At 73.0% G+C, this 24,401-nt stretch carries 23 protein-coding genes; 17 read left to right on the plus strand and 6 right to left on the minus strand.

Annotated elements, in window-relative coordinates; genetic code table 11:
* Nucleotides 1-27 precede the first annotated feature (27 nt).
* Nucleotides 28-843 (minus strand): EI24 domain-containing protein, encoded by an 816-nt coding sequence (locus ABD106_RS03345; protein ID WP_343917279.1) that lies wholly within the window; start codon nt 841-843, stop codon nt 28-30.
* Nucleotides 844-907: 64 nt separating this feature from the next.
* Here ABD106_RS03345 and ABD106_RS03350 point away from each other — a divergent pair, with 64 nt between their 5' ends.
* From ABD106_RS03350 to metE, 8 genes are all read left to right on the plus strand, one after another.
* The gene (locus tag ABD106_RS03350; RefSeq protein ID WP_343917281.1) at nt 908-1,948 is read left to right on the plus strand and encodes a DMT family transporter; all 1,041 of its coding nucleotides are present in this window, start codon (nt 908-910) and stop codon (nt 1,946-1,948) included.
* A complete protein-coding gene (locus ABD106_RS03355; protein WP_343917283.1) occupies nt 1,911-2,795 on the plus strand; it encodes an SDR family oxidoreductase in 885 nt (294 codons plus the stop codon). Before ABD106_RS03350 ends, ABD106_RS03355 begins: the two co-directional genes overlap by 38 nt.
* Entirely contained in the window at nt 2,795-3,052 is a 258-nt protein-coding gene (locus ABD106_RS03360) for a DUF7218 family protein (protein ID WP_343917285.1), read from the plus strand. The genes ABD106_RS03355 and ABD106_RS03360 overlap by 1 nt, the downstream gene beginning before the upstream one ends.
* Before the next feature lie 22 nt (nt 3,053-3,074).
* Complete coding sequence (locus ABD106_RS03365) at nt 3,075-3,626, plus strand: DUF6328 family protein (protein WP_343917287.1); 552 nt, start codon at nt 3,075-3,077, stop codon at nt 3,624-3,626.
* Nucleotides 3,627-3,716: 90 nt separating this feature from the next.
* Nucleotides 3,717-4,916: a MalY/PatB family protein gene (locus tag ABD106_RS03370; protein WP_343917289.1), complete on the plus strand. Its 1,200-nt coding sequence runs from the start codon at nt 3,717-3,719 to the stop codon at nt 4,914-4,916.
* A gap of 8 nt (nt 4,917-4,924) precedes the next feature.
* On the plus strand, nt 4,925-6,232 hold the full coding sequence (locus tag ABD106_RS03375) for an O-acetylhomoserine aminocarboxypropyltransferase/cysteine synthase family protein (RefSeq protein ID WP_343917291.1): 1,308 nt from the start codon (nt 4,925-4,927) through the stop codon (nt 6,230-6,232).
* A complete protein-coding gene (locus ABD106_RS03380) occupies nt 6,229-7,233 on the plus strand; it encodes a methylenetetrahydrofolate reductase (RefSeq protein WP_343917293.1) in 1,005 nt (334 codons plus the stop codon). Before ABD106_RS03375 ends, ABD106_RS03380 begins: the two co-directional genes overlap by 4 nt.
* Nucleotides 7,230-9,512, plus strand: coding sequence for a 5-methyltetrahydropteroyltriglutamate--homocysteine S-methyltransferase (gene metE, locus ABD106_RS03385; RefSeq protein ID WP_343917295.1), 2,283 nt, complete (start codon nt 7,230-7,232; stop codon nt 9,510-9,512). The genes ABD106_RS03380 and metE overlap by 4 nt, the downstream gene beginning before the upstream one ends.
* Before the next feature lie 23 nt (nt 9,513-9,535).
* Here the strand turns inward: metE and ABD106_RS03390 are convergent, their stop codons facing one another.
* Complete coding sequence (locus tag ABD106_RS03390; RefSeq protein WP_343917297.1) at nt 9,536-10,429, minus strand: DUF808 domain-containing protein; 894 nt, start codon at nt 10,427-10,429, stop codon at nt 9,536-9,538.
* 174 nt (nt 10,430-10,603) lie between these two features.
* On the opposite strand from ABD106_RS03390, the gene ABD106_RS03395 reads away from it, so the two are divergent.
* The 9 genes from ABD106_RS03395 (at nt 10,604) to ABD106_RS03435 (ending at nt 19,062) form a co-directional block, all read left to right on the plus strand.
* Nucleotides 10,604-10,816: a KTSC domain-containing protein gene (locus ABD106_RS03395; protein WP_343917299.1), complete on the plus strand. Its 213-nt coding sequence runs from the start codon at nt 10,604-10,606 to the stop codon at nt 10,814-10,816.
* A 13-nt stretch (nt 10,817-10,829) separates the two neighbouring features.
* Nucleotides 10,830-11,213 (plus strand): hypothetical protein, encoded by a 384-nt coding sequence (locus ABD106_RS03400; RefSeq protein ID WP_425545705.1) that lies wholly within the window; start codon nt 10,830-10,832, stop codon nt 11,211-11,213.
* A 528-nt stretch (nt 11,214-11,741) separates the two neighbouring features.
* Complete coding sequence (locus ABD106_RS03405; protein ID WP_343917892.1) at nt 11,742-13,340, plus strand: TIGR04028 family ABC transporter substrate-binding protein; 1,599 nt, start codon at nt 11,742-11,744, stop codon at nt 13,338-13,340.
* A 7-nt stretch (nt 13,341-13,347) separates the two neighbouring features.
* Nucleotides 13,348-14,283 (plus strand): ABC transporter permease, encoded by a 936-nt coding sequence (locus tag ABD106_RS03410; protein ID WP_343917301.1) that lies wholly within the window; start codon nt 13,348-13,350, stop codon nt 14,281-14,283.
* Entirely contained in the window at nt 14,280-15,125 is an 846-nt protein-coding gene (locus ABD106_RS03415) for an ABC transporter permease (protein ID WP_343917303.1), read from the plus strand. Before ABD106_RS03410 ends, ABD106_RS03415 begins: the two co-directional genes overlap by 4 nt.
* Nucleotides 15,122-16,804, plus strand: coding sequence for a dipeptide ABC transporter ATP-binding protein (locus ABD106_RS03420; protein WP_343917305.1), 1,683 nt, complete (start codon nt 15,122-15,124; stop codon nt 16,802-16,804). The genes ABD106_RS03415 and ABD106_RS03420 overlap by 4 nt, the downstream gene beginning before the upstream one ends.
* Nucleotides 16,804-17,835: an LLM class flavin-dependent oxidoreductase gene (locus tag ABD106_RS03425; protein ID WP_343917307.1), complete on the plus strand. Its 1,032-nt coding sequence runs from the start codon at nt 16,804-16,806 to the stop codon at nt 17,833-17,835. Before ABD106_RS03420 ends, ABD106_RS03425 begins: the two co-directional genes overlap by 1 nt.
* Complete coding sequence (locus ABD106_RS03430; RefSeq protein ID WP_343917309.1) at nt 17,825-18,469, plus strand: CMD domain protein; 645 nt, start codon at nt 17,825-17,827, stop codon at nt 18,467-18,469. The genes ABD106_RS03425 and ABD106_RS03430 overlap by 11 nt, the downstream gene beginning before the upstream one ends.
* The gene (locus ABD106_RS03435; RefSeq protein ID WP_343917311.1) at nt 18,466-19,062 is read left to right on the plus strand and encodes an alkylhydroperoxidase domain protein; all 597 of its coding nucleotides are present in this window, start codon (nt 18,466-18,468) and stop codon (nt 19,060-19,062) included. Before ABD106_RS03430 ends, ABD106_RS03435 begins: the two co-directional genes overlap by 4 nt.
* A 33-nt stretch (nt 19,063-19,095) precedes the next feature.
* Here the strand turns inward: ABD106_RS03435 and ABD106_RS03440 are convergent, their stop codons facing one another.
* From ABD106_RS03440 to ABD106_RS03455, 4 genes are read right to left on the minus strand one after another with little or no spacing between them, the layout of a single operon-like run.
* A complete protein-coding gene (locus tag ABD106_RS03440) occupies nt 19,096-19,941 on the minus strand; it encodes an ATP-binding cassette domain-containing protein (RefSeq protein WP_343917313.1) in 846 nt (281 codons plus the stop codon).
* Nucleotides 19,938-21,728 (minus strand): dipeptide/oligopeptide/nickel ABC transporter permease/ATP-binding protein, encoded by a 1,791-nt coding sequence (locus tag ABD106_RS03445; protein WP_343917315.1) that lies wholly within the window; start codon nt 21,726-21,728, stop codon nt 19,938-19,940. The genes ABD106_RS03440 and ABD106_RS03445 overlap by 4 nt, the downstream gene beginning before the upstream one ends.
* Nucleotides 21,725-22,666: an ABC transporter permease gene (locus ABD106_RS03450; RefSeq protein WP_343917317.1), complete on the minus strand. Its 942-nt coding sequence runs from the start codon at nt 22,664-22,666 to the stop codon at nt 21,725-21,727. Before ABD106_RS03450 ends, ABD106_RS03445 begins: the two co-directional genes overlap by 4 nt.
* A gap of 59 nt (nt 22,667-22,725) precedes the next feature.
* Nucleotides 22,726-24,249 (minus strand): ABC transporter substrate-binding protein, encoded by a 1,524-nt coding sequence (locus ABD106_RS03455; protein ID WP_343917319.1) that lies wholly within the window; start codon nt 24,247-24,249, stop codon nt 22,726-22,728.
* Nucleotides 24,250-24,401: the final 152 nt, after the last annotated feature.

The raw sequence follows: 24,401 nt of genomic DNA on the forward strand, positions 1-24,401 counted from the left end.
CCTCTCGGTCGTTCGGGCGGCTCCAGCCTACTTGGCCCGCGGGCCGGGGTCGGCGGCGCCGGGCGCGAGGCCCTGGTCGGCGGCGGGCGTCGTCGGCTCGCCGCGGAGGTCGCGCACGAGCAGGGTGCCGCCGACGATCGCCGCCGGCGTCGCCACCACGGCGAGGCCGGGCACGAGCAGCAGCAGGTAGGCGACCATGCCGAAGCCGAGCGAGCGCCAGCGGTGCTCGGCGAGCAGCGCGCGGCGCTCGGCGAGCGTCATCCCGCGCGCGTCGCCGGCGATGCCGGTGAGCTCCCTCGCGAGCGCTCGGCCGCCGAGCAGCGCGCCCGTGACGAGGCCGAGCACCGTGCCCACGAGCGGGATGAGCCCGACGACGAAGACGACGAGCGCGGTGCCGACGGCCATGCCCAGCAGCGCGATCCCGTCGCGCAGCCCCTTGCCCACCGACCGCCAGAAGCCCTCGTCGGGTGCCCGCTGCACGCCGCCGAGCCGAGCCTCGACCGAGCGCGAGATGCGCTCGTAGAACGGCTCGCCGACGGTGAGGGTGATGGCCGCGAAGGTGAGCACGCACAGCACGATCGCGCCGACGAGCATGCCGAGCGCGAGCGCCGTGCGCAGCACGTCGGCCCAGACGCGGTCCCAGCCGTCGGCGAAGGGCGTGAGCGCGGTCGCCCAGCCGCCCACCTGGAAGCCGAGCAGGATGAGCAGGCCGAGCATCACGAGGCCCACGAGCAGCGCGGGCACGGCGCCGAGCAGCATGAGGCCGGGATCGCGGGACCAGGTGGCGAAGCCTCGCAGCAGCAGGCCCGCGCCGGCGAGCAGCTCGGAGAGTCGTTGGCGCATGCGGCAATGCTGGCACGCGGGGCCTGGCCGCTCGCGGAGCACGCCGCGTCCGTAGGATCGACGCGTGCCGAACCCGCCCGTCCCGCAGCTCGGCGGGCGTCGACCGTCGCACGCGATCGCCGTGCTCCTCGCGGCGGTGCTCTGGGGCACGACCGGCACGGTCGCGCACTTCGCCCCGCCGGGATCGTCCGCGCTCGCCATCGGGCTCGCGACCTTCGGCATCGGCGGTGTCGTGCTCGCGGCGATCTCGCTTCGCCGCGTCGCGCGGGTCCTGCGCCGCCGTGCCGACCTCGGCTGGCTGCTCGCCGGCGCCGTGGGCGTCGTGCTCTACCCGGCGGCGTACTACCCGTCGATGACGCTCGCGGGCGTCGCCGTCGGCAACGTCGTCGCGCTCGGCTCCGGCCCGATCTTCGCCGCGCTGCTCGAGTGGGCGGTCGACCGCCGCCGACCGGATCTGCGCTGGACGGCTGCGACCGGCATCGCGGTCGTCGGCATCGTGCTGCTCGCGATCGGCGGGCACGGCGGCGGCGCGGCCGCGTCGACCGCCGATGCGCCGGCGGGCGTCGCGCTCGCGCTCGTCGCGGGCTTCGGCTACGCCCTCTACGCGTTCGCCGGTGCGCGGCTCATCGGGCGCGGCGCGAGCGCGACGGGGGCGATGGGTGCCCTCTTCCTCGTCGGCGGCCTCGCGTGCCTCGGCTGGCTCGCGATCATCGGCCTCGGACCGCTCGCCTCCGTCGCCGGAGCGGCGACGATCGCCTACCTCGCGCTCGTGCCTATGGCGCTCGCGTACCTGCTCTTCGGCTACGCGCTGCGCGCCCTGCCCTCGTCGAGCGCGACGACGCTCGCGCTCGCCGAACCGGTGGTCGCGACGCTGCTCGCCGTGCTCGTCGTCGGCGAGCGGCCGACAGCGATCGGCTGGGCGGGGCTCGTCGTCGTCGCGGTCGGGATCGCGCTGCTCACCGCGCCGAGAAGGCTGGACGTCCGCCCATTGACGCGCCGACGCCCGCGGGTAGGTTCGGGAAGCACCGACGCAGGACGCATTGCCGAGCCCGGAGGAAATTCCGACCATGACGGAGCAGGACCCCCGCACGAAGCACCACGCTGACGACTTCCCCACCCAGCAGCAGCCGCGACAGCCGGGGCTCACCGAGGCGATGGACCCGAAGCCCGACCACGGCGAGTCGAGCTGGGTCGGCCGGGGCAGGCTCGAGGGCCGGCGCGCGCTCATCACCGGCGGCGACAGCGGCATCGGCCGCGCCGTCGCGATCGCCTACGCCCGCGAGGGCGCCGACGTCGCGATCGTGCACCTGCCCGAGGAGGCCGACGACGCGGCCGCGACCGGCAGGCTCGTCGAGCAGGAGGGCCGGCGGTTCCACGCGATGGCGCTCGACCTCACCGAGGAGCAGGCGTGCATCGACGCCGTCGCGGGCGCCGTCGAGGCGCTCGGCGGGCTCGACATCCTCGTGAGCAATGCCGCGTACCAGCGGCAGCGGGACGGCATCGAGAGCATGCAGGTCGACGAGATCGACCGCGTCCTCCGCACGAACCTCGTCGCCGCGATCCTGCTCGCGCGCGAGGCCGTGCCCCACCTGCAGCCGGGCTCGTCGATCATCTCGACCACGTCGATCCAGGCGGAGGAGCCCGCGCCAGGCCTGCTCGACTACGCCATGACGAAGGCGGCCCTCGTCGCCTTCACCGAGGCGCTCGCGCTCGAGCTCGGGCCGCGCGGCATCCGCGTCAACGCGGTCGCGCCCGGCCCGATCTGGACGCCGCTCATCCCCGCCACGGACTTCCCGGACGAGAAGGTCGAGACGTTCGGGCAGGAGGAGACGCCGCTCGGCCGCGCCGGGCAGCCGGCGGAGCTCGCGGGCGCCTACGTGTACCTCGCGAGCGAGGAGGCGTCGTACGTCTCCGGCGCGATCGTGCCCGTCACCGGAGGGAGGGGGTTCTGATGCCGAATCCGAGCATCAAGGACGAGGAGCTGTACCGGAAGCTCAAGGACGAGGGCAACTCGTCCGAGAAGGCAGCGCGGATCGCCAACGCGGCGGCCCGCGACGGCAGGTCAGAGGTCGGCGAGCGCGGCGGCGACGCGGAGCGCTACGAGGACCGCACGGTCGACGAGCTGCGCGAGCGCGCGAAGGAGATCGGGCTCGAGGGCGTCTCCCGCCTCAAGAAGGCCGAGCTCATCGAGCGCCTCCGCGACCACTGACGCTCGTGGCAGGATGCGTCCTGTGAGCGAGGGCGCGATGCACCAGGCAGGTGGCGACGGGCCGGCGCGCCCGCGGGGCGAGCGCAGCGGTGGCGCGCGCGACGACGGTGGCCGCGACGAGACGCCCGACGAGCGCGCCGACCGCAACTTCTCCGACATCCTGCAGGAGCTGCGCGTCGTGCTCACGGGCACGCAGCTCATCTCCGGGTTCCTGCTCGCGGTCGCGTTCCAGTCGGGCTTCCGCGACCTCGATGCCGACGAGGTGCAGCACTACCTCGTGCTCGTCGCGATCGCGGCGCTCGCGACCCTGCTCGGCATGACGCCGGTGCTCGTCCACCGCCTCCACTTCCAGCGGCGCATGAAGCGCGAGATCGTGCGGCTCGCGAACGTGCTGCTCATCGCGACGCTCGCCGTCGTGTCGATCCTCGTGATCGGCGTGACGAGCTTCATCTTCGAGGTGGTCGTGTCCGCCGCGGCCGGGCTGTGGGCGTCGATGGGATGCGCCGTCGCGGTCGTCGCGCTCTGGGCGCTCGCCTGGGCGGCCCGCAGGAACGGCGGCGACGACCGGGCCTGAACCGCCTGCATGTCGCCGTGTTACCGGCCCGCTGGGCCTCACTCGGCTCGCCTGCTTGTCTGAATCCGTCACCACGACGGAGGGATGGGCATGGACGAGCACCGCCGCGACGCGCACGCCTGGGATGCGATCCAGCGCGTCGATCTCGAGCGCCCCTCGAGCCGGAAGTGGAGCCTCCACCCCGGCACGATCGGCGCTTGGGTCGCCGAGATGGACTTCGGCACCGCGCCGGTCGTGCGCGAGGCGCTCGGCCGGGCGATCGCCGACGACGTGCTCGGCTACCTCTCCCCCGCGACCGCCGCAGAGCTGGGCGAGGCGACCGCCGCCTGGCAGGCGCGCGAGCACGGCTGGCACGTCGACCCCGAGCGCGTGCACGCCGTCTCCGACGTGATGGCGGCGCTCGGCGTCGCGGTCGAGGAGTACTCCCCCGCGGGCTCGGCCGTGATCGTGCCGACCCCCGCCTACATGCCCTTCCTCACCTACCTCGAGCGGCTCGGCCGCTCAGTGGTCGAGGTGCCCGGCGTCGTCGTCGACGGTCGCTGGCAGCACGACCTCGAGGGCCTCGACCGCGCCTTCGCCGCCGGCGCACGCACCCTCGTGCTCTGCAACCCCCACAACCCGACGGGCACCGTGCTCCCGCGCGACGAGCTCGAGGCCATCGCCCGGCTCGTCGATCACCACGGCGGTCGCGTGTTCGCCGATGAGATCCACGCGCCCATCCGCTTCGACGGTCGCCGGCACGTGCCGTATGCATCCGTCTCGGAGGCGGCGGCCGCCCACACGGTCACGGGCACGAGCGCGTCGAAGGCCTGGAACATCCCGGGCCTCAAGGCCGCGCAGCTCATCACCTCGAACGACGCCGACGAGGCCGTCTACCGCCGCTTCGGCTTCGCGGTCGTGCACGGCGCCTCGACGCTCGGCGTGATCGCCGCGACCGCCGCGTACCGCGACGGCGACGCGTGGCTGCGCGGCGCGATCGCCTACCTGCAGCGCAACCGCGACCTGCTCGGCGCGCTCCTCGCCGAGCGGTTGCCGGCGGTGCGATGGCAGCCGCCGGAGGCGACCTACCTCGCGTGGCTCGACCTCGGCGCACTCGGGCGCGAGCGGCTGGGCGGCTCCCCCGCGACGCTGCTGCTCGAGCGCGCGGGCGTCGTTCTCACCGACGGCGCGCTGTGCGGCAGCGGCTTCGACGACCACGTGCGGCTCGTCTTCGCGACGCCGGCGCCCGTGCTCGAGGAGGCCGTCGACCGCATCGCCGCCGCGCTCGCACCGGCCGGGGCCGTCCGATGACCGGCGCGGTGAGCGAGCTCGGCTTCGAGACGCGCCAGGTGCACGCCGGCTCGATCGTCGACGCCGAAGCGGGTGCTCGCGTCACGCCGATCTACCAGAGCGCCGGCTACGTCTTCGACAGCTTCGACGACGGCGTGGAGCGCTTCGCGGGCCGCAGCGCCCGGCGCGCGTACTCGCGCAACGACAACCCGACGAACGTGGTCGCAGCGCGGCGCATCGCCGATCTCGAGGGCGGCGTCGACGGCGTGCTCGTCGCGAGCGGGCAGGCGGCGATCGCCATGGCGCTCAGCGCCCTCGCCCAGGCCGGCGACCACATCCTCACGACCGACCGGCTGTACGAGGGCACGCGCGAGATGATCCGCGGCGCGCTGCGCCGCAACGGCCTCGAGTTCGAGGCGGTGCCGATCGATGCCGACGAGGATGCGTGGGTCGCGGCCGTGCGGCCGCAGACGCGGGCGATCTACGCCGAGTCGATCGCCAACCCGCTCGGCGAGGTCGCCGACCTCGCGCTGCTCGGGCGCGTCTCGGCCCGCACCGGCGTGCCGCTCGTGGTCGACAACACGGTGGCGACCCCCTACCTGTGCCGACCGATCGAGCACGGCGCGGCCATCGTCATCCACTCGACCTCGAAGTGGCTCGGCGGGCACGGCTCCTCGATCGGCGGCGCGATCGTCGACGGCGGCCGCTTCGACTGGACCGCCGCGGCCGCGCGCTTCCCGCACCTCCACGAGCCGCGCCCGCACGGCGCGCCCTCGTTCGCCGAGCGGTTCGGCGACGCGGCGCTCGGCGCCTACCTGCGATCGGTCGTGGTGCTCGAGCACGGCCCGACGGTGCCGCCGACGAGCGCGTTCCTGCTGCTGCACGGCATCGAGACGCTGTCGCTGCGCATGGAGCGGCACGTCGCGAACGCCGTCGCGGTCGCCGCGGCGCTCCGCGAGCACCCGGCGGTCGCGCGCGTGCACTACCCGGGCGTCGGCGACGGGCAGGCGGACAAGGTCGCGCGGCTCCTGCCCGACGGCGCGGGCTCGATCGTCTCGATCGAGCTCGCCGGCGGCAGGGATGCGGCACGCACGTTCCTCGACAGCCTGCGGCTCGTGAGCCAGATGACGCACATCGGCGACGTGCGCACGCTCGCGATCCACACCGGCTCCACGATCCACGGCAAGCTGCGCGGCGAGGAGCGCACGGCGCTCGGCATCACCGAGGGCCTCGTGCGGCTCTCGATCGGCATCGAGCTCGTCGACGACATCGTCGCCGACCTGCGGCAGGCGCTCGACGTCGTGCCCTCCCGCGTGCTCGAGGTGGTGCGAGCGTGAGCGGGCTGCGGTACTCCTTCGAGCTCTTCCCGCCACGCGACGCGGCGGCCGCCCGACGCGTCGAAGCCGCGGTCGACGCGTTCGCCGCGCTCGAGCCCGAGTTCGTCTCGGTCACCTTCGGCGCCGCCGGCTCCTCGACCGCCCACTCGCTCGAGGTGCTGCAGCGCCTGCTCGACCGCGGCGCGAGCCCCATGGCGCACTTGACGTGCGCGGGGGTCGAGGTGGACGAGACCGCTCGGCTCGTGCGGCAGTTCCTCGACGCGGGCGTCTCGAAGTTCCTCGCGCTGCGCGGCGACCCGCCGCTCGAGCAGGCCGAGCCCCCGCGCCGCCCGCTCGGCTCCGCGGCGGAGCTCGTGCAGCTCATCGGCCGCGTCGAGGCGGAGCGCGTGCCCTACGCCGAGACCCCGCTCGCGGACCTGCGGGGCGCAGCGCTCGGTGCGCGGCGCGGCGCCGCCCTCGCGGAGCGGCGTGCCGCGACCGAGATCGCCGTCGCCGCGTTCCCCAACGGCCACCCCGGTGCGGGGACGGGGCGACGCGACGTCGACGCGCTGCTCGCCAAGCAGTCGGCGGGGGCCACCATGGCCATCACGCAGCTGTTCTTCGACCCCTACGACTACGCGCGGTTCGTCGAGCTCGCCCGCGCGCGCGGCGTGACGATCCCGATCGTGCCGGGCATCGTCGTGCCGACCACCGCGCGCCGGCTCACGCGGTCCGCGGAGCTCGCCGGCGAGGCCGTGCCGCGCGTGCTCGCCGAGCGGCTCGAGGCCGCCTCGCCCGCCGATGCGCGCCGGCTCGGCGTCGACGCCGCCGTCGCGCTCATCGGCGCACTCGCCGAGCACGACCCGGGCGCCGTGCACCTCTACACGTTCAACGAGCACGGCCCCGCGATCGAGGTGCTCGACGGCATCGGCGCGCTGTCGACCCCGACTCCCGCCCCCGTGCCCGCCGGCGCACCCGGCCCTGCCCCCGATCCCCTCCCCGTACCGACCGGAGCATCATGACCACCACCGCCACCTCCACGCCCGCCTTCCCGGGCGGGACGATCCTCGGCTATCCGCGGATCGGCCGCCGCCGCGAGCTCAAGCGAGCGCTCGAGGCCCATTGGCGCGGCGCGATCGACGACGCCGCGTTCCACGAGGCCGCCCGCGCCAACCGGCTCGCCGATCTCCGGCGGCTCGTCGCGCTCGGGCTGCGGGCCGACGACGCATCCATCCCGGTCGAGGGCGCGCACTACGACCACGTGCTCGACGCGACGCTCACGTTCGGTGCGGTGCCCGCCCGTCTGCGCGGTCGCCTGCCCGAGGGGCTTGCCGGCGAGTGGCTGCTCGCGAGGGGCGACGGCGACGACGTGCCGCTCGAGATGACGAAGTGGCTCGACTCGAACTACCACTACCTCGTGCCCGAGCTCGACGCCGACTCGACCTTCGCGCTCGCCGACTCGCGCATCGTCGACCGCTTCGGCGAGGCCGGCGAGGCTGGCGTGCATGCGCGGCCCGTGGTCGTCGGACCCGCGACGTACCTCGCGCTCGCGAAGGGCACGGGCATCCGCCCGCTCGACCTCGCCGAGCGGCTGCTGCCGGCGTACGCCGAGCTCGCCGCCGCGCTCGCGGCAGCGGGTGCCACCTGGATCCAGCTCGACGAGCCCGCCCTCATCGCCGACCACGACGACGCGACCCTCACCGAGCTGCAGGCGATCGCCCGCGCGGGTGCCGACGCCGCGCGCGCCGCGGGCCTGCGCGTGCTGCTGCACGTCGGCCACGGCGACGCCGCGGGCCGCGTCGAGCCGCTCGCCGACGCGGTCGACGCGATCGCGGTCGACCTCGTGCGCGGCACGGCGCCCGACGTCGCCGCCGCGCAGCTCGTCGCCGGCGTCGTGCACGGCCGGAACGTCTGGCGCACCGATCTCGACGCCGCCCTCCAGGCGCTGCGCGCCCTCGCCGAGCGCGGCCCGGTCTCGGTCGGCACGAGCACGACGCTCCTGCACGTGCCGCACGACCTCGCCGCCGAGCAGGCGCTCGAGCCGCGGCTCCGATCGTGGCTCGCCTTCGCCGACCAGAAGGTCGAGGAGGTGGCGGCGCTCGCCGCCGCGCTCCGCGGCGATGAGGTCGACGAGTCGGCGTTCGCCGCGGCGCGCGCGTCGATCGCCGACCGCCGGGCGGCACCCGGGGTGCGCGACGGCGGCGTGCGGGCACGACTCGCGAGCCTTCCCGCCGACGCCCGCAGCCGCATCCCCTACCCGGAGCGCGACGCGCTGCAGCGCGCGGCGCTCGACCTGCCGCCGCTGCCGACCACGACGATCGGCTCGTTCCCGCAGACGGGCGACATCCGCGCTGCCCGCGCCCGCAACGCCCGCGGCGAGCTCAACGACGCCGCCTACGCCGAGGTGCTGCGCGCCGAGGTGCGGCGCGTCGTCGAGCTGCAGGAGGAGCTGGGCCTCGACGTGCTCGTGCACGGCGAGCCGGAGCGCAACGACATGGTGCAGTACTTCGCCGAGCACCTCGACGGCTTCGCCGCGACCGAGCACGGCTGGGTTCAGTCGTACGGCTCGCGCGCGACACGCCCGTCGATCCTCTGGGGCGACGTCTCGCGGGCCGAGCCGTTCACGGTCGAGTGGATCGCGTTCGCGCAGTCGCTCACCGACAAGCACGTCAAGGGGATGCTCACCGGTCCCGTGACGATCCTCGCGTGGTCGTTCGTGCGCGACGACCAGCCGCTCGCCGAGACCGCCGATCAGGTGGCGCTCGCGCTCGCCGACGAGATCGCCGACCTCGAGGCGGCGGGCATCCGGATCGTGCAGGTCGACGAGCCGGCGCTGCGCGAGCTGCTGCCGCTGCGTCGCGAGGCGCGACCCGCCTACCTCGACTGGTCGGTCAGGGCGTTCCGCCTCGCGACCGCCGCGGCGGCGCCCGAGACGCAGATCCACACGCACCTCTGCTACTCCGAGTTCAACACCGTCGTCGACGCGATCGACGGTCTCGACGCCGACGTCACGAGCATCGAGGCGGCGCGCTCGAGCATGGAGGTCGTCGACGCGCTCGCCGAGCACGGCTTCTCACGCGGCATCGGGCCAGGCGTGTACGACATCCACTCCCCACGCGTGCCGACGCGGGACGAGCTCGACGAGCTGCTCGCGACCGCGACCCGGGCGATCCCGGAGCGCCTGCTCTGGGTCAACCCGGACTGCGGGCTGAAGACGCGCGGCTACGCCGAGACGGTCGAGAGCCTCGGGAACCTCGTCGAGGCGGCCCGCCGCGCTCGCGCGGACGTCGCGGTGCGGTGAGCCCGCGTGCCGCTCGGCATGCCTCAGTGGGCGGCGCCGACCGGCGGGTTGCGCTTGAGGACGCGGCTGACACCGAGCACGATCCCGACGACGACCATGCCGAGCACGAAGCCGAGCACAGCGGACACGGCGGTGTCGGCGAGCCACACGATGACCGGGCCAGCCGCTGCGACCGCGTCCGTCACCGCGTGCAGCAGGTCGTAGGGAGCGTGCCAGAAGGTCTCGGCGAGGTTGGCGATCACCAGGTGCCCGCCCACCCACAGCATGGCGACCGTGCCGACGACGCTGATGACCTTGAACACGGCCGGCATGGACTGCACGATGCGTGCACCGGTGCGGCGCGCCGCCGGCGCCTCTCTGGTCATGAGGTGCAGCCCGACGTCGTCGATCTTGACCAGCAGGCCGACGGCACCATAGACGAGGACCGTCATCCCGAGGCCGATCACCACGAGTGCGGCGAGCGTCATCCAGATGCCGAGATCCGGATCGAGGCTCGCGAGCGAGATGAGCATGATCTCGGTGGAGAGGATGAGGTCGGTGCGGACGGCGCCGGCCACCAGCTTCTTCTCATCCCGCGCCTCGGTCTCCTCGGCCTTGTGATGGAAGCCGAACCACTCCATGACCTTCTCGGCACCCTCGAAGCACAGGTACGTCCCGCCCACGATCAGCAGGTACGGCAGCACCCAGGGCGCGAATGCCGAGAGGAGGAGCGCGAGAGGGATGATGATCAGGAACTTGTTGAGCAGGCTTCCGCGAGCGATCCGCCAGACGACGGGGAGCTCGCGCGCTGGGCTGAGCCCCTGGACGTACTGCGGGGTGACGGCGGCGTCGTCGATGACGACGCCGGCGGTCTTCGCACTCGCCTTCAGTGCGGCAGAGAGTATGTCATCGACGACGGCGAGCAGTCCGACCGACAAGGGAGCTCCTCAATTGGGGTTGTTGCACCGCTTGCAACATGGCGGCGTGACCGAGGATAGCCGCTGCCCTCCACCCATCCTGTGCGCTCGAAGGGCTCGGCAGCGAGAATCTCGGAGTCGCGGTGCGCTGAACCTGCACCGCTTCGGTGCTTCGGACAGCACTACCGTGGATGCATGCCGCGGATGCAGCCGGTCGAGTCGTCGAGCGTCGACGCGGTCGGCTTCGATCCCGCGCGGAACGAGCTGACCATCCGGTTCGTCGACGGCGGCACCTACGTCTACGGCATGGTGCCGATCGCGATCTTCGAGGCGCTGCTCGACGCCGACTCGATCGGCCGGTTCGTGAACGATCGCATCAAGCCGCGCTACCCGTTCCGGAGCGCGTGATGGTCTGGGGCTCATGATGCTGACGCTCGAGCTCGCTCGCCGCATCCGCGATGCCGGCGTGCTGTGGGAGCCGGCCCCCGGCGATCGCTTCACGATCGACCGCGACAGCGTGGCCGGCGAGGTCTTCTGGATCAGCCACCTCACGATCGACGTGCACGTGATCCAGGGCCAGCCCGTGCTCGGCTTCAACGGCACCACGGAGTGGGCCCTCGACTCCGTCAGCCTCGACAGCGCGCTGTGGCTGCCGCGCGAGGACCAGCTCCGAGAGCTGCTGGGCGACCGGCTGCTCGCGCTCGAGGCGGGCCACGGCTGGGTGGTCCGGACGGTCGACGGGCGCTTCCGCGACCCCGACGCCGAGATCGCCTACGCGCTCGCGCTGCTCGCGGCGCTGGAGTGAGGCCGCCGGGGCGCTCGGCCTCGGCGGGGGTGCCTGCGGCTGTGACCCCACGGCCTTGACGGCGCCGAGCACGCGCCGGTGGCGGCCCGCGCCGCAGCTCATGTGCACGCTGTTGCGGTCCCACGACCTGCCACGCAGCAACAGCGTGCATACGGGCTGGCTCGGTCGCGGCGCGTGTGCACGCAGGTGTCGTCCCGAGCCGCGGCAGACGACAACAGCGTGCACACGGCACGGCCGCGCGCTCCCTGCCCCCCCCCCGCTCCCCTGCCACCCCTGTGTCCCTGCCTCCCCTGCCTCCCCTGCCTCCCTGCCTCCCTGCCTCCCTGCCTCCCTGCCTCCCTGCCTCCCCGGCCTCCGCCGCTCCTTGTGTGACGCCGTGTTGCGCCGCCATGTGCGACGCGCCCCGCGATCGGCTTCGCTTGTGCCAGCACCAAGCACCGCTTATGGAGGTACATCGTGAACCGCACCCCGCGCATCCACAGCCCGCAGCGCATCCGCATCGCGCTCGCCGCCGGCGTCGCGACCACGATGGCGCTCACGGCATGCGCCACGAGCGAGGCGGCCGCGCCCGCCGCGGTCGGCGACGGCGCCCCGGTCGCGGGCGGCACGCTCACCTACCTCGAGCACCAGGCGTACACGACGCTCTACCCGCCGGCCGCAGGCTTCTACCCGAACGGCGCGCTCGTGCACAACCTCACCGCGCGGCTGCTGCACCAGGATCCCGAGACCCTCGAGCTCGAGCCCTGGATCGCGACGGCGCTCCCCGAGGTCAACGCCGACGCGACCGAGTACACCTTCGACCTGCGCACCGACGTCACCTACTCGGACGGCTCGCCGCTCACGGCGGCGAACGTCGTCGCGAACCTCGACCTCTTCGGCACCGGCGACCAGGACCGCGCGCTCATCGTCTCGGAGGCGATCAACGACTACGAGCGCGGCGAGGTCGTCGACGACGACACGGTGCGCTTCCACTTCAGCGCCCCCGCGCCAGGCTTCGCGCAGGCCGTGTCGACGATCAACTCCGGGCTGCTGGCGGACGCGTCGCTCGAGCGGGACTCCGAGGGCTTCGGCCCCGGCAGCGCGACCGAGATCATCGGCGCCGGCCCGTTCACGGTCGAGTCCGAGCAGGTGGGCACGAGCATCCGGCTCGCCGCCCGCGAGGACTACGCGTGGGCACCGCCGTCGGCCGAGAACCAGGGCCGCCCCTACGTCGACGCGGTCGACATCGTGATCGCACCCGAGGACAGCGTCCGCATCGGCTCGCTCGCCGCCGGCCAGGCGCACATCGCGCGTCAGGTCGAGCCCCAGCACGAGGAGCAGGTGACGGCCGCGGGCCTCAGCCTGCACGCGGCGCAGACGAACGGCGTCAACAACGGGCTGAGCCTGCGCTTCGACCACCCGCTGCTGCAGGACATCCGCGTGCGGCAGGCGCTCATCGCCGGGATCGACCGCGAGGAGGTCGTCTCGTCGATCTTCTCGGACGCCTACCCGCTCGCATCGTCGTCGCTCAGCCGCACCGCGCTCGGCTACAGCGAGCAGGACCCGTACGCGCACGACCCGGCGCTCGCCGAGCGCCTGCTCGACGAGGCGGGCTGGGTGGTCGGCGCCGACGGCATCCGCGTCCGCGACGGGCAGCGCCTGCACCTCGTCGTGAACGAGGCGCTCCCCCAGCCCCGCTCGCGCGACGTCATCACGCTCGTGGCGCAGCAGCTGCGCGAGATCGGCGTGGAGCTCGAGCTCTTCCAGGGCGACCAGGCGGCGCAGACCGCGGCGGCGAGCGACATCGACCAGGTGCAGATCTACCACTCGATGGTCGGCCGAGCCGACTTCGACGTCATCAAGAGCCAGTACTCGATCGAGAACCGCGACACGCTGCGCAACGCCGACGAGAGCGGCGAGCCGATCGACGCCGAGCTCGAGGCGCTCCTGCAGCAGGTCGCGTCGGAGCCCGATGCCGAGGCGCGCGCCGCCGCGTCGGCCGCCGTGCAGGCGCACCTCGCCGAGCACGCGTACGTGCTGCCGTTCTTCGAGGAGCCGCAGGTGTACGGCCTGCAGCCGCAGGTGCACGGCTTCGCGACGGAGTCGGTGGGCCGGCCCTCGCTCGCGGGCGTCTGGCTCGAGGGCTGAGCGCCGGATGCGCTACGCGCTCCGTCGCACGGGTCAGGCCGCGCTCGTCGTGGTCGCGACCTTCGTGCTCGCCTTCCTGCTGCTGCAGGCGCTGCCGGGCGACGCCATCGCCGCCCGCTACGCGAGCCCTGAGCTGGGCCTCTCCGCGGCCCAGCTGCAGGAGCTGCGCGTCGTCTACGGCACCGACCAGCCGGTCTGGGTGCAGCTGTGGCACTCGGCGCTCGGGTTCGTGACCGGCGACCTCGGCACCTCGCTCCAGAGCGGCGCGAGCGTCGAGACGCTCATCGGCTCGGCGCTGCCGTCGACCGCGCTGCTCGCCTCGCTCGGCTTCGTCGCCGCCGTGCTGCTCGCGGTCGGCGTCGCCGTCGCCGCCACCAGCGCCCGCGCCGGCTGGCTGCGCCGCGCGTTCCGCTCGCTGCCGCCGCTGCTCGTCTCGATCCCGGTCTTCTGGCTCGGCATCGTGCTGCTGCAGGTCGTGTCGTTCCGCCTCGGGCTCGTACCGGTCATCAACGCGAGCCCCGCGCAAGCGCTCATCCTGCCGGTGCTGACGATCGCCGTGCCGATCGCGGCGCCGCTCGCGCAAGTGCTCATCCGCAGCATCGACGACACGGTCGCCGAGCCGTACATCGCGGTCGCCCGCTCGCGCGGTGCCGGTCCCGGCTGGATCCTGACGCGCGAGGTCGCGCGCAACGCGCTCCTCCCGACGCTCACGATCGCAGGCGTGCTGTTCGGCGAGCTCATCGCCGGCGCCGTGGTCACCGAGACGGTCTTCGCGCGCACCGGCCTCGGCCGCCTCACGCAGGAGGCGGTCGCGAATCGCGACATCCCCGTGCTGCAGGCGATCGTCGTCGTCTCGGCGATCGCCTTCGTGCTCATCAACCTCGCGGTCGACCTCGTCTCCCCCGCGATCGACCCGCGGCTGCGCCGGGCGGTGCACGCATGAGCGCCATCGCCGCGGTGCTCGGCGAGCGCGGCGCCCGCCGAGGCCGTCCACGACCTGCCGCGACGCTCGTCGTCTCGATCGCCGTGCTCGTCGTGGCGCTCGCGTGGGCCGTGCTGCCGTGGCTCTTCACCGGGCACGACCCCATCGCCGGCGTCGCGGCCGACGCGCTGCAGGCGCCGAGCGCCGCGCATCCGTTCGGCACCGACGCGACCGGCCGCGACCTGCTCGCGCGCGTCATCTTCGGAGCCGGCAACTCGCTCTCGGGCGCGGCGATCGCCGTGCTCGTCGGACTGGTCATCGGGACCGGCATCGGCGTGCTCGCGGGCTCGCTCGGCGGCGTGCTCGAGGAGGCGCTCATGCGCGTCGTCGACGTGCTGCTCGCGATCCCCGGCCTGCTGCTCGCGCTCAGCGTGATCGTGCTGCTCGGCTTCGGCGTCGCGAACGCCGCGATCGCGGTCGGCGTCACCTCGATCGCCGTCTTCGCGCGGCTCGCCCGCTCGCAGGTCGTGCGGGTGCGGCGCAGCGACTACGTCGAGGCGGCGTTCGGCTCGGGCGGCTCGTTCCTCGCCGTGCTCGGCCGGCACGTGCTGCCCAACTCGCTCGGTGCCGTGCTCGCGCTCGCCGCGCTGCAGTTCGGCAGCGCGATCCTGCAGATCTCGACCCTCGGCTTCCTCGGCTACGGCGCACCGCCGCCCATCCCCGAATGGGGCCTCCTCATCGCCGAGAGCCGCGACTACGTCGCGACGGCATGGTGGCTCACCACGCTGCCCGGCGTCGTCGTCGCGGCCGTCGTGCTCTCGGCCAACCGCGTCGCCGCATCCATCAGGGAGAGAAGCGCATGAACGACCCACTGCTCCGCATCACCGACCTCGCCGTCTCGTACCGCGCTGGCCGCACTCACCGTGGACACGGACGGCGCACCGTCGTCGACGGGGTGAGCCTCGAGCTCGGCCGCGGCCAGGTGCTCGCGCTCGTCGGCGAGTCGGGCTCCGGCAAGACCACCATCGGGCAGTCGATCATCGGCCTGCTCGCCGCCGGCGGCCGCGTGGACCGCGGTGCCATCGAGCTGCGCCTCGCGGGCGGCCCCGTCGACCTCGCGAGGCTCCCCGCGCGCGCCGTGCAGGAGCTGCGCGGCCGACGGATCGCGCTCGTGCCGCAGGACCCGGGCACGTCCCTCAACCCTGTGCAGACGATCGGCGACTCGGTCGCCGCGCCCTTGCGCATCCACCGCTGGGGCAACCCCGACCGCATCCGTCGCCGGGTCGTCGAGCTGCTCGATCGCGTGGGCCTCGACGACCCCGAGCGACGTGCCCGGCAGTACCCGCACGAGCTCTCGGGCGGCATGCGGCAGCGCGCGCTCATCGCCGCCGCGATCGCGCTCGAGCCGGAGCTGATCATCGCCGACGAGCCGACGAGCGCCCTCGACGTGACCGTGCAGCGACGCATCCTCGACCTGCTCGACGACCTGCGCCGCGAGCTCGGCTCGAGCGTGCTGCTCATCACCCACGACCTCGCGGTCGCCGCCGAGCGCGCGGACGCGATCGCCGTGCTCCGCGCCGGGGCGCTCGAGGAGACCGGACCGGCGCGAGCGGTGCTGCGCGACCCGTCGAGCCCGTACACGGCCGCGCTGCTCGCCGACGCCCCGTCGCTCACCGACGAGTCGCCGCGGCCGCCGCGGCTGCCGGGCGAGCCGCTGCTCGTGGTCGACCGGCTCGCGCACGACTACGGGCGGGGCTCGGATGCGTTCCGCGCCGTCGACGACGTCTCGTTCGCCGTCGAGCGGGGCACGACGCACGCGCTCGTCGGCGAGTCGGGATCGGGCAAGACGACGATCGGCCGAGCGGTGGCGGGCTTCCACGCACCGACCGCGGGCGGCATCCGGATCGGATCGCGCGACGTGCGTGCGGAGCGCCGCGATCGTGGGCTGCGCCGCGTCGTGCAGCTCGTCTCGCAGAACCCGTACGCGTCGCTCGATCCGCGGCGCACCGTCGGCCAGTCCGTCGGCGAGCCGCTGCGCAACTGGAGGGCGGTCGACGGAGGTGTGCGCGATCGCCGCGAGCTCGCGCGGCGCGTCGCCACCGCGCTCGACCGGGTGGCGCTGCCCGCCGACGCCGTCGACCGGCTGCCTGCGGAGCTCTCGGGCGGGCAGCGGCAGCGCGTCGCGATCGCCCGCGCGCTCATCATCGAGCCCGAGCTCGTCGTGCTCGACGAGGCGGTCTCGGCGCTCGACGTCACGGTGCAGTCGCAGATCCTGGCGCTGCTCGACGAGCTGCAGCGCGAGCTCGGCCTCACCTACCTGTTCATCACCCACGACCTCGCGGTCGTGCGACGCATCGCCGACACCGTCACCGTGCTGCGCGGCGGCAGGGCGGTCGAGACCGGCACCGCCCACCAGGTGCTCACCGCGCCGCAGCACGACTACACGAGGGCGCTGCTCGACGCGGTGCCCGCTCCCGATCGGCTGCGCGACCGCAGCCGACCTGATCCCCGAGACCGAACGACAGCACTGGAGGTGGCGTGATGGCGCCAACGATCGGATTCTTCACCCGCGTCCTCGACGACGCCGACGCCGCAGCGCGCTACCGCATCGCGCTCGACCAGATCTCGCTCGCCGAGCAGCTGGGCTACCGCAGCGCGTGGGTCGCGCAGCACCACCTCGACGGGGCGGAGGGCGGCCTCCCGTCGCCGTTCGTGCTGCTCGCGGCCGCCGCCGCCCGCACGTCGCGCATCCGACTCGGCACCGCGATCCTCACCCTCGCGCACGAGCACGCGACGCGCGCGGCCGAGGATGCCGCCGTGCTCGACGCGCTCTCGGGCGGCCGCGTCGAGGTGGGGCTCGGCACCGGCGGCAGCCCGCGCACGCTGACGGCATTCGGCGAGGATCCGGCGCTGCGGCGCGCGGTCTACGACGCGAAGCTCGAGCGGCTGCGCGCGCTGCTCGCCGGCTCCGCCGACGTCGAGCTCTACCCGCGCGCCGACGGCCTCGCCGAGCGACTCTGGCAGGCGACGTTCTCGGCGGCGGGCGCGCGCGCGATCGGCGCGAGCGGCGACGGGCTCATGCTCTCGCGCGTCCAGCCGCCGCCCGCCGACCTCGCCGACGGCGCGACGCCGCCGCGCGTGTGGGACGTGCAGCTGCCGCTCGTCGACGCCTACCTCGAGGCGCTGCCCGCGGGCGTCGCGCCGCGCATCCTCGCGTCGCGCAGCGTCGTCGTCGTCGATCCCGCTGAGCGCCGCGCCGTGCGCGCGCACGCGGAGCACGGCATCGGGCGCCAGCTCGAGCAGCTGCACGGCGTCGTGCCGGGCTCCCTCTCGATCGACGAGCTGCTCGAGCGCAGCGAGACGCACCTCGGCACGACGGCCGAGGTGGCGGAGTCGCTCGCCGCCGACGTCGTCGCCGCCGGCGCGACCGAGGTCTCGATCCAGGTCCACTCGGTCGATCCGCAGCCGCGCATCGCGGCGCGCTCGCTCGAGCTGTTCGCGCACGAGGTCGCGCCCGCGCTCGGCTGGACGGTCGGGCACCAGCACCGCGAGGAGGTGCGCCATGTCGCATGACGTCATCGACCACCTCGCCGAGATCCCCGCGGGGTCACGGCTCGACGAGATCCGACGAGCCCGGCCCGACGCGCGCGAGCACGCGCAGCAGAGCTTCCTCGCGCTGCTCGAGCCCGCCGACCCCGGTGAGCTCGCGCTCGCCGACCGCTACGCCGTCGCCGCGTTCGTGGCGCTGCTGCATGACGTCCCGGGCGAGCCGACGCGGGCGTCGTCGTTCTACCTCGAGCTGCTGGACGACGAGGCCGAGCCCGAGCTCGTGCGCGCCGTGCGCGGCGCGGCCAACGCGGGTCGGGCATCCGGGCCCTACGGGGACTATCGGGAGCCGGGGCTCGCGGCTGAGGCACGACCGGGGCCTGTCGCCGCCGTCGACCGCACGGTGATCGGTGACCGGCTCGCCGCGCTCCTCGAGCACGCGCACCTGCTCGTGCTGCACCCGCGCGACGCCCGTCCGGATGCGCTGCGCGCGCTCGTCGACGCAGGCTGGTGCGCCGACGCCATCGTCTCGGTCAGCCAGCTGGTCGCCTTCCTCGCGTTCCAGCTGCGCCTCGTGCACGGCCTCCGCACGCTCGCCGCGACCGCGACCGCGACCACTGCCACGACCGCCGAGCCCGAGCTGGAAGGGGCGCGCGCATGACCGACATCCAGGACCACGTCGGCCTCTCGCGGCCGGAGCGCTTCACGCAGCGCGGCCTCGGCTGGGTGCCGTGGGCGCCCCCGGTGCCCGAGGACGAGCTCACCGAGCTGCAGCGCCACGCGCTCGTCGAGGCGTCGCGCTCCTCGAGCCCGTACTTCCGGCTGCTCGCGCGCGACCCCGAGGCGCTGCGGGCGCGCACCCTCACCGACCTCGACATCTTCACGAACGAGGCGGGCGGGCTCCCCCGCTGGGAGCGGGAGCTCTCGGCTGCCGCGGCGTCGCGCGTGAACGGCTGCGTGTTCTGCGCCTCCGTGCACGCCCGCGCCGCCTCCCGGCTGTCGGAGCGCGGCGACGACGTGCAGCGGCTCCTCGACGAGGGCGTCGCCGCCCGGGTCGACGATCGCTGGGATGCCATCGTCGACGCCTCCGCAGCGCTGACGGCGACGCCCGCGGCGTTCGGCCCGGAGCACGTCGAGCGGCTGCGCGCCGCGGGCCTCGACGATGCCAGCATCGTCGACCAGATCGCGGGCGCCGCGTTCTTCAACTGGGCGAACCGGCTCATGCTGTCGCTCGGCGAGCCGGAGGTGGCCTGAGGCGCGAGCGCGGTGCGCTCGTGCCCGGCGGCGTCAGGTGAGCCGCATGTACTCCCGACGGCGCGCGGCCTGGCGCTCAGGGTCCGGGACCGGCGAGGCCAGGAGCAGCTTCTGCGTGTAGGGATGCGTGGGCGTGGAGGTGATGATCTCGCCGGTGCCGGTCTCGATGATCTCGCCGCCGAGCATCACCGCGACGTCGTGACTGATGTACCGCACGACGGCGAGGTCGTGGGTGACGAACAGGTACGAGACACCCGTCTGCTCCTGGATGTCGATGAAGAGGTCGAGGATCTTCGACTGGGTCGAGAGATCGAGGGCGCTCACCGGTTCGTCGCACACGATCAGCTTCGGTTCGAGGGCGAGCGCGCGGGCGATCGCGATCCTCTGGCGCTGGCCACCCGAGAACTCCCGGGGCAGGCGCCGCCCCGAGTCCGCCGCGAGCTGGACGCTGTCGAGCAGGGCACCGACCCGCCTCGACGCATCCCTGCGGCTCATCCCGTGCGCGGTGAGCGGCTCTGTGAGGATCGCCTCGATCGTCATCGCCGGATTGAGCGAGGAGTACGGGTCCTGGAACACCACGCCGATGTCGCGGCTCAGGCGCCTTCGCCGCCGCGTAGAGAGCATGGAGATCTCCTCGCCCTCGAACCGGATGCTGCCCGACGCGACGGGAACGAGGCCGACGATCGCGCGACCGAGTGTCGTCTTGCCCGACCCCGACTCCCCGACGAGGCCGAGCGTCCTGCCGCGGTCGATCGAGATCGACACGTCGGTGAGCGCACGGAACGGTGTGCGACGGAAGCCCTTCGCCCGGTAGACGACGTCCAGGTGCGAGACGTCGAGGAGCGGTGGCGCGGCTTCGTGCTTCGCCTCGGTGATCACAGCGCCCCGTTCCCGGTCGGGCGCTGAGAGCGGGGGCGGGCGTCCTCGAGCGTCGCATCGAGCAGCATGCGGGTGTACGGATGCTGCGGCGCAGCGAAGAGCTCACGGACACCGCGCTGCTCGACGATCACGCCGTCCTGCATCACCGCCACGCGGTCGCAGATGTCGGCGACGACGCCGAGGTTGTGGGTGACGAGGATCATGGCCATGTTCCGCTCCCGCTGCAGGTCGCGCAACAGGTTCAGCACGTCGGCCTGCACCGTCACGTCGAGGGCCGTGGTCGGCTCGTCCGCGATGAGGAGCTCGGGGTCGCACGACACGGCGCCGGCGATGAGCACGCGCTGCGCCATGCCCCCGCTGAGCTGGTGGGGATACGCCGCCATGGTGCGGACCGGGTCCGGGATGCCGACTCGATCGAGGAGCTCGCGGGCTCGCTGCGTCGCCTCGGCCTTGCCGATGCCGAGCTTGTGGCGCATCGGCTTGGTCAGCTGCGTGCCGATCGTGAACGACGGGTCGAGGTTCGACATCGGCTCCTGCGGCACGTACGCCATCCGGGTGCCGCGCAGTGCTTGGAGCTGCTGCTCAGAGGCACCGATGAGGGTCGCGTCGCCGAGGGTCATGCGCGCAGCGGAGACTCGCGCCTCGGGCGGCAGGAGCCCGAGGATGCCGAACGACGTCTGCGACTTGCCGGAGCCGGATTCGCCGACGAGGCCGAGCACTTCCCCCCGGTCGACGTGGAGGGAGATGCCTCGCACGACCGGCTTCTCGGTGTCGCCGTCTCCGGGATACGTCACCCGGAGGTTCGCGATCTGGAGCAGCGCATCCTCCGCCGGGACCACTGCGCCCTCGATGGTCGAGACGTCGAGCGACGGTTCGGCGAGCCCCGCTGCCGAGGCGCGCCGCTGCTTCGCCTTCCCGGTGCCGTCGCCACGGTCTGCCCCAAGGGCGTCCGCCATGGCAGCGCCGAAGACGACGAGCGCCATCACGGTCAGGCCGATCGCCGCGCCGGGCGCGATCACGAGCTCGGGCGCGCGATAGATCGTCTGGAACGCTTCGCTGAGCATGCCGCCCCAGCTGGGCCGCGACGGGTCTCCGAAGCCGAGGAACTCGAGCCCGGACTGCACGATGATCGCGAGGCCGAAGACGAAGGAGGCACGCACGAGCAGTGGCCCGAGCACCACCGACAGGATGTGCCGGAAGATGATCCGCGTGCTGCCGAGGCCCGACACGCGGGCGGCGTCGATGTAGAGCTCGTCCCGCACGTTCACCACGACGCTGCGCGTGAGGCGGAACAGGTCCGGCGATGCGAGCACCCCGAGCGTCACCATCGTCGGTGTCAGGCCGCTGCCGAGCGACGTGATGACGACGATGATGACGAGGATCTCCGGCAGCGACATCAGCAGGTTCGCGCACCAGTTGGCGACGCCGTCGAACCAGCGGGAGGAGTACCCCGCGATGAGGCCGGTCGGGACGCCGCAGAGGATGGCAGTGCCGATCATGATCGCGCCGGCCTGCAGACTGACCTGTGCACCCCAGAGCAGCCGGCTGAGCACGTCGCGCCCACTGGCATCCGTGCCCAGCAGGTGCGCACCGCTCGGCGGCAGCAGGGTCTCGGAGAGCTGGATGAGGTTGGGGTCGTACGGAGCCAGCTGCCTCGCGAACACCGCGAGCACCAGGATGCTCAGGAGCACCGCGGCGGCCGCCATGCCGATGGGGTTGCGAGCGAACCGCTTGATCCTCCTGAGCCGGATGCCGTCGGTCGGCGTGGCCTGCACTGCTGCCGTCATGCGTTCCGAACCTTCGGGTTGAGTGCACCGTAGACGACGTCGACGGCGAGGTTGACGAGCACGACGAGGGCCACTGTGAAGAGCAGGACGCCCATGATCACCTGGATGTCGCTGTTGCCGCTGGCGTTGATCGCCACCGAGCCGATGCCCTGCAGGCCGAACACCCGCTCGATGATGGCGGCGCCGCTCATCGCGGCGATGAACTGCAGCGAGAGCATGGTGAGGGCGGGCGGCGCGGCGTTGCGCAGGACATGGGTCAGCAGGATGTTCCGCGACGGCAGCCCCCGGCTGCGCAGCGTCCGGATGTAGTCCTGGCTGTAGACGCTGATCACCGAGTTGCGCAGCTGCTGAGCGATCGCGGCGATGGACCCGATGGCGAGCGCGATCACCGGCAGGGTGATGCTGAGGAGCCAGCCGCTCGGGGAGTCGGCGATGTGGATGTAGCCGGTGGCGGGGAACCATCCGAGGTTCACGGCGAAGACGATCGCCAGGATGATCGCCACCCAGAAGTTGGGGAGCGCGAAGCCGATCACCATGACGACCTGGAGCAGTCGATCGATGCGACCGGGCTTGATGGCGGCGACGAGGCCGAGGAGCACCCCGATCGTCGCGGCGACGACGATGGCGCCGAGCGCGAGGGACACGGTGACGGGCAGCCTCGTGACGAGCAGCTCGATGACCGGCGTGCTCTGGGCAGACGACATCCCGAGATCCCCCCGGATCGCGTGGCCCAGCCAGTCGAGGTACTGCTCGACGACGGGGCGGTCGAGGCCGAGCTGCTGGCGGCGAGTCTCGACCTGCGCCTCGGTGGCGTAGAGCCCGAGGGCGCCTCTGGCTGGGTCGGTGCCGGTGAGGTGGAGGAAGAAGAACATCCCGGTGACGACGGTGAAGGCCAGGCCCAGTCCTGCAGCGGCGCGACGCGCGATGAACCGCAACATGGTGGCTCCTTGGTGGGAGGTGCGGTGGGGCGGACCGGTGGTCCGCCCCACCGCACGGGTCAGCTGGCCGGGGCGAAGAAGCGGAGGCTCGGAACCAGCTGAGCCTGCTGCATCGTCACCGAGATCTCCTCCGAGGAGAGGTAGACGTTCTGCTGGGTCACGATCGGCGCGAACCAGGCCTCTTCGACGAGGTGCGTGTTGAGCTCCCGGTAGAGCTGCGCCTGCGCATCGCCGGTCGCGGCTGGGATCTCCTCGAGCAGTCGCGTGACGGTGTCATCCGTGTAGCCGAAGCTGTTCCACAGCGCCGTCGGGGTGAGCTTGTTCAGCACGTCGGTCCAGGCGGGGATGTTCGTCGAGAACGACAGCATGAACGCGGGCTGCGCGATGAGCGTCTCGAGACCGCCATCGGAGAAGCCGTTGATCGGCACCTGCTCGACCTCCACGCCGATGTCGCCCAGGTACTGGGCGACGATCGGCACGAGCGGCGACATGAAGCCCTCCGAGTACCCGATCGGGATCGAGAAGCCATCGGGATAGCCGGCCTCGGCGAGCAGCTCCCGTGCCCTCTCGGGGTCGTACGGGTAGGCCTCGTTGAGCTCATCGACCCAGGCCTCGCTCGCCGGGTTGAAGGTCTGCGTCGAGACCTGGCCGAATCCGCTGTAGTAGCTCTCGAGGATCGCCTCGCGATCGAGCGCATAGTTGAACGCCTGTCGCACGCGGACGTCGCCCAGGGCCGGCAGCACGGAGCCCCCGCGGTCCTGCATGATGATGCCCTGCCACTCCCCTGGCACAGTCTGCACCGTGAAGCCGGCCGACTCCGCCTGCGCGACCATGTCGGAGGTGCCGTACATGAACTGGATCTGGCCGGTCGCGAGTGCGTTGTATCGAGCGGAGAAGTCCTCGTACGGGCGAATCTCGATCGTGTCGAACGGGTACGCCTCGGCGTTCCAGTAGTCCGGTGCGGCGTCGAACACGTAGCGCACGGCCGACTCCGACTCGCCCGCGTTCAGCGTGTACGGCCCGCTTCCCACCGGCTCGCTGCCGAGCGTGCCCGCCTCGATGGCGGCAGGGCTGGCCATGAACCCGAGGTAGGTGGCCAGGGCCGAGAGCAGCCCCGGGTTCGGTGCCTCGAGGTTGAGCTGCACGGTGTAGTCGTCGATCACGACGACCTCGGTGATCGTCTTCGCCGCCTCGGACGCGCTTCCGGCGCCGGCCCTGCGCGCCTCGATGTTGGCGACCACAGCGTCGGCGTCGAAGGGAGTGTCGTCGCTGAACACCACGTCCTCGCGCAGCTCGAGCGTGAGCTCGGTGAGGTCGTCGTTGTACGTGAATGCCGTGGCGAGGTTCGCCTCGATGGTCGCGTCCGCCGTCTTGCGCAGCAGCGGGTCGTAGACGGCTTCCGCGTACTGGATGATCGCGCCCTCCTTCATCTCGGCGGGGTCCCAGGTGATCGCGTCACCGTTGTTGCCGATGACGAGGCTGGTCGCGGCGGGATCTGCCTCGGGGGTCGCTCCCGGGCTGCATCCGGTGAGCAGCAGCGCGCCGGCGACTGCCAGCGCACCGAGCTTTGTTGCCAATCGCACGATTCGTTCTCCTCTGTGTTCTGATCGAGCCTGCTGTGGGAGTGAGGGATCCGCGCGGCGCTCGGCACGGCCCTGCGACCCGGTGACGGTGGGGGCGCTGCCGTGGACGCTCATGCAGAGCCGCGATCCCTCGTGGCGCGTCCATCGCGCGT

It is taken from the genome of Agrococcus citreus, from assembly GCF_039527715.1.
GTDB lineage: Bacteria > Actinomycetota > Actinomycetes > Actinomycetales > Microbacteriaceae > Agrococcus > Agrococcus citreus.

Excerpts from the sequence above, each read along its gene's own strand:
- ABD106_RS03435 (WP_343917311.1), top strand. The coding sequence starts at position 18,466 with ATGACCGACATCCAGGACCACGTCGGCCTCTCGCGGCCGGAGCGCTTC.
- ABD106_RS03445 (WP_343917315.1), bottom strand. The coding sequence starts at position 21,728 with ATGACGGCAGCAGTGCAGGCCACGCCGACCGACGGCATCCGGCTCAGG.
- ABD106_RS03355 (WP_343917283.1), top strand. The coding sequence starts at position 1,911 with ATGACGGAGCAGGACCCCCGCACGAAGCACCACGCTGACGACTTCCCC.
- metE (WP_343917295.1), top strand. The coding sequence starts at position 7,230 with ATGACCACCACCGCCACCTCCACGCCCGCCTTCCCGGGCGGGACGATC.
- ABD106_RS03360 (WP_343917285.1), top strand. The coding sequence starts at position 2,795 with ATGCCGAATCCGAGCATCAAGGACGAGGAGCTGTACCGGAAGCTCAAG.
- ABD106_RS03450 (WP_343917317.1), bottom strand. The coding sequence starts at position 22,666 with ATGTTGCGGTTCATCGCGCGTCGCGCCGCTGCAGGACTGGGCCTGGCC.
- ABD106_RS03430 (WP_343917309.1), top strand. The coding sequence starts at position 17,825 with ATGTCGCATGACGTCATCGACCACCTCGCCGAGATCCCCGCGGGGTCA.
- ABD106_RS03420 (WP_343917305.1), top strand. The coding sequence starts at position 15,122 with ATGAACGACCCACTGCTCCGCATCACCGACCTCGCCGTCTCGTACCGC.
- ABD106_RS03410 (WP_343917301.1), top strand. The coding sequence starts at position 13,348 with ATGCGCTACGCGCTCCGTCGCACGGGTCAGGCCGCGCTCGTCGTGGTC.
- ABD106_RS03405 (WP_343917892.1), top strand. The coding sequence starts at position 11,742 with ATGGCGCTCACGGCATGCGCCACGAGCGAGGCGGCCGCGCCCGCCGCG.
- ABD106_RS03425 (WP_343917307.1), top strand. The coding sequence starts at position 16,804 with ATGGCGCCAACGATCGGATTCTTCACCCGCGTCCTCGACGACGCCGAC.
- ABD106_RS03345 (WP_343917279.1), bottom strand. The coding sequence starts at position 843 with ATGCGCCAACGACTCTCCGAGCTGCTCGCCGGCGCGGGCCTGCTGCTG.
- ABD106_RS03415 (WP_343917303.1), top strand. The coding sequence starts at position 14,280 with ATGAGCGCCATCGCCGCGGTGCTCGGCGAGCGCGGCGCCCGCCGAGGC.
- ABD106_RS03370 (WP_343917289.1), top strand. The coding sequence starts at position 3,717 with ATGGACGAGCACCGCCGCGACGCGCACGCCTGGGATGCGATCCAGCGC.
- ABD106_RS03400 (WP_425545705.1), top strand. The coding sequence starts at position 10,830 with ATGATGCTGACGCTCGAGCTCGCTCGCCGCATCCGCGATGCCGGCGTG.
- ABD106_RS03395 (WP_343917299.1), top strand. The coding sequence starts at position 10,604 with ATGCCGCGGATGCAGCCGGTCGAGTCGTCGAGCGTCGACGCGGTCGGC.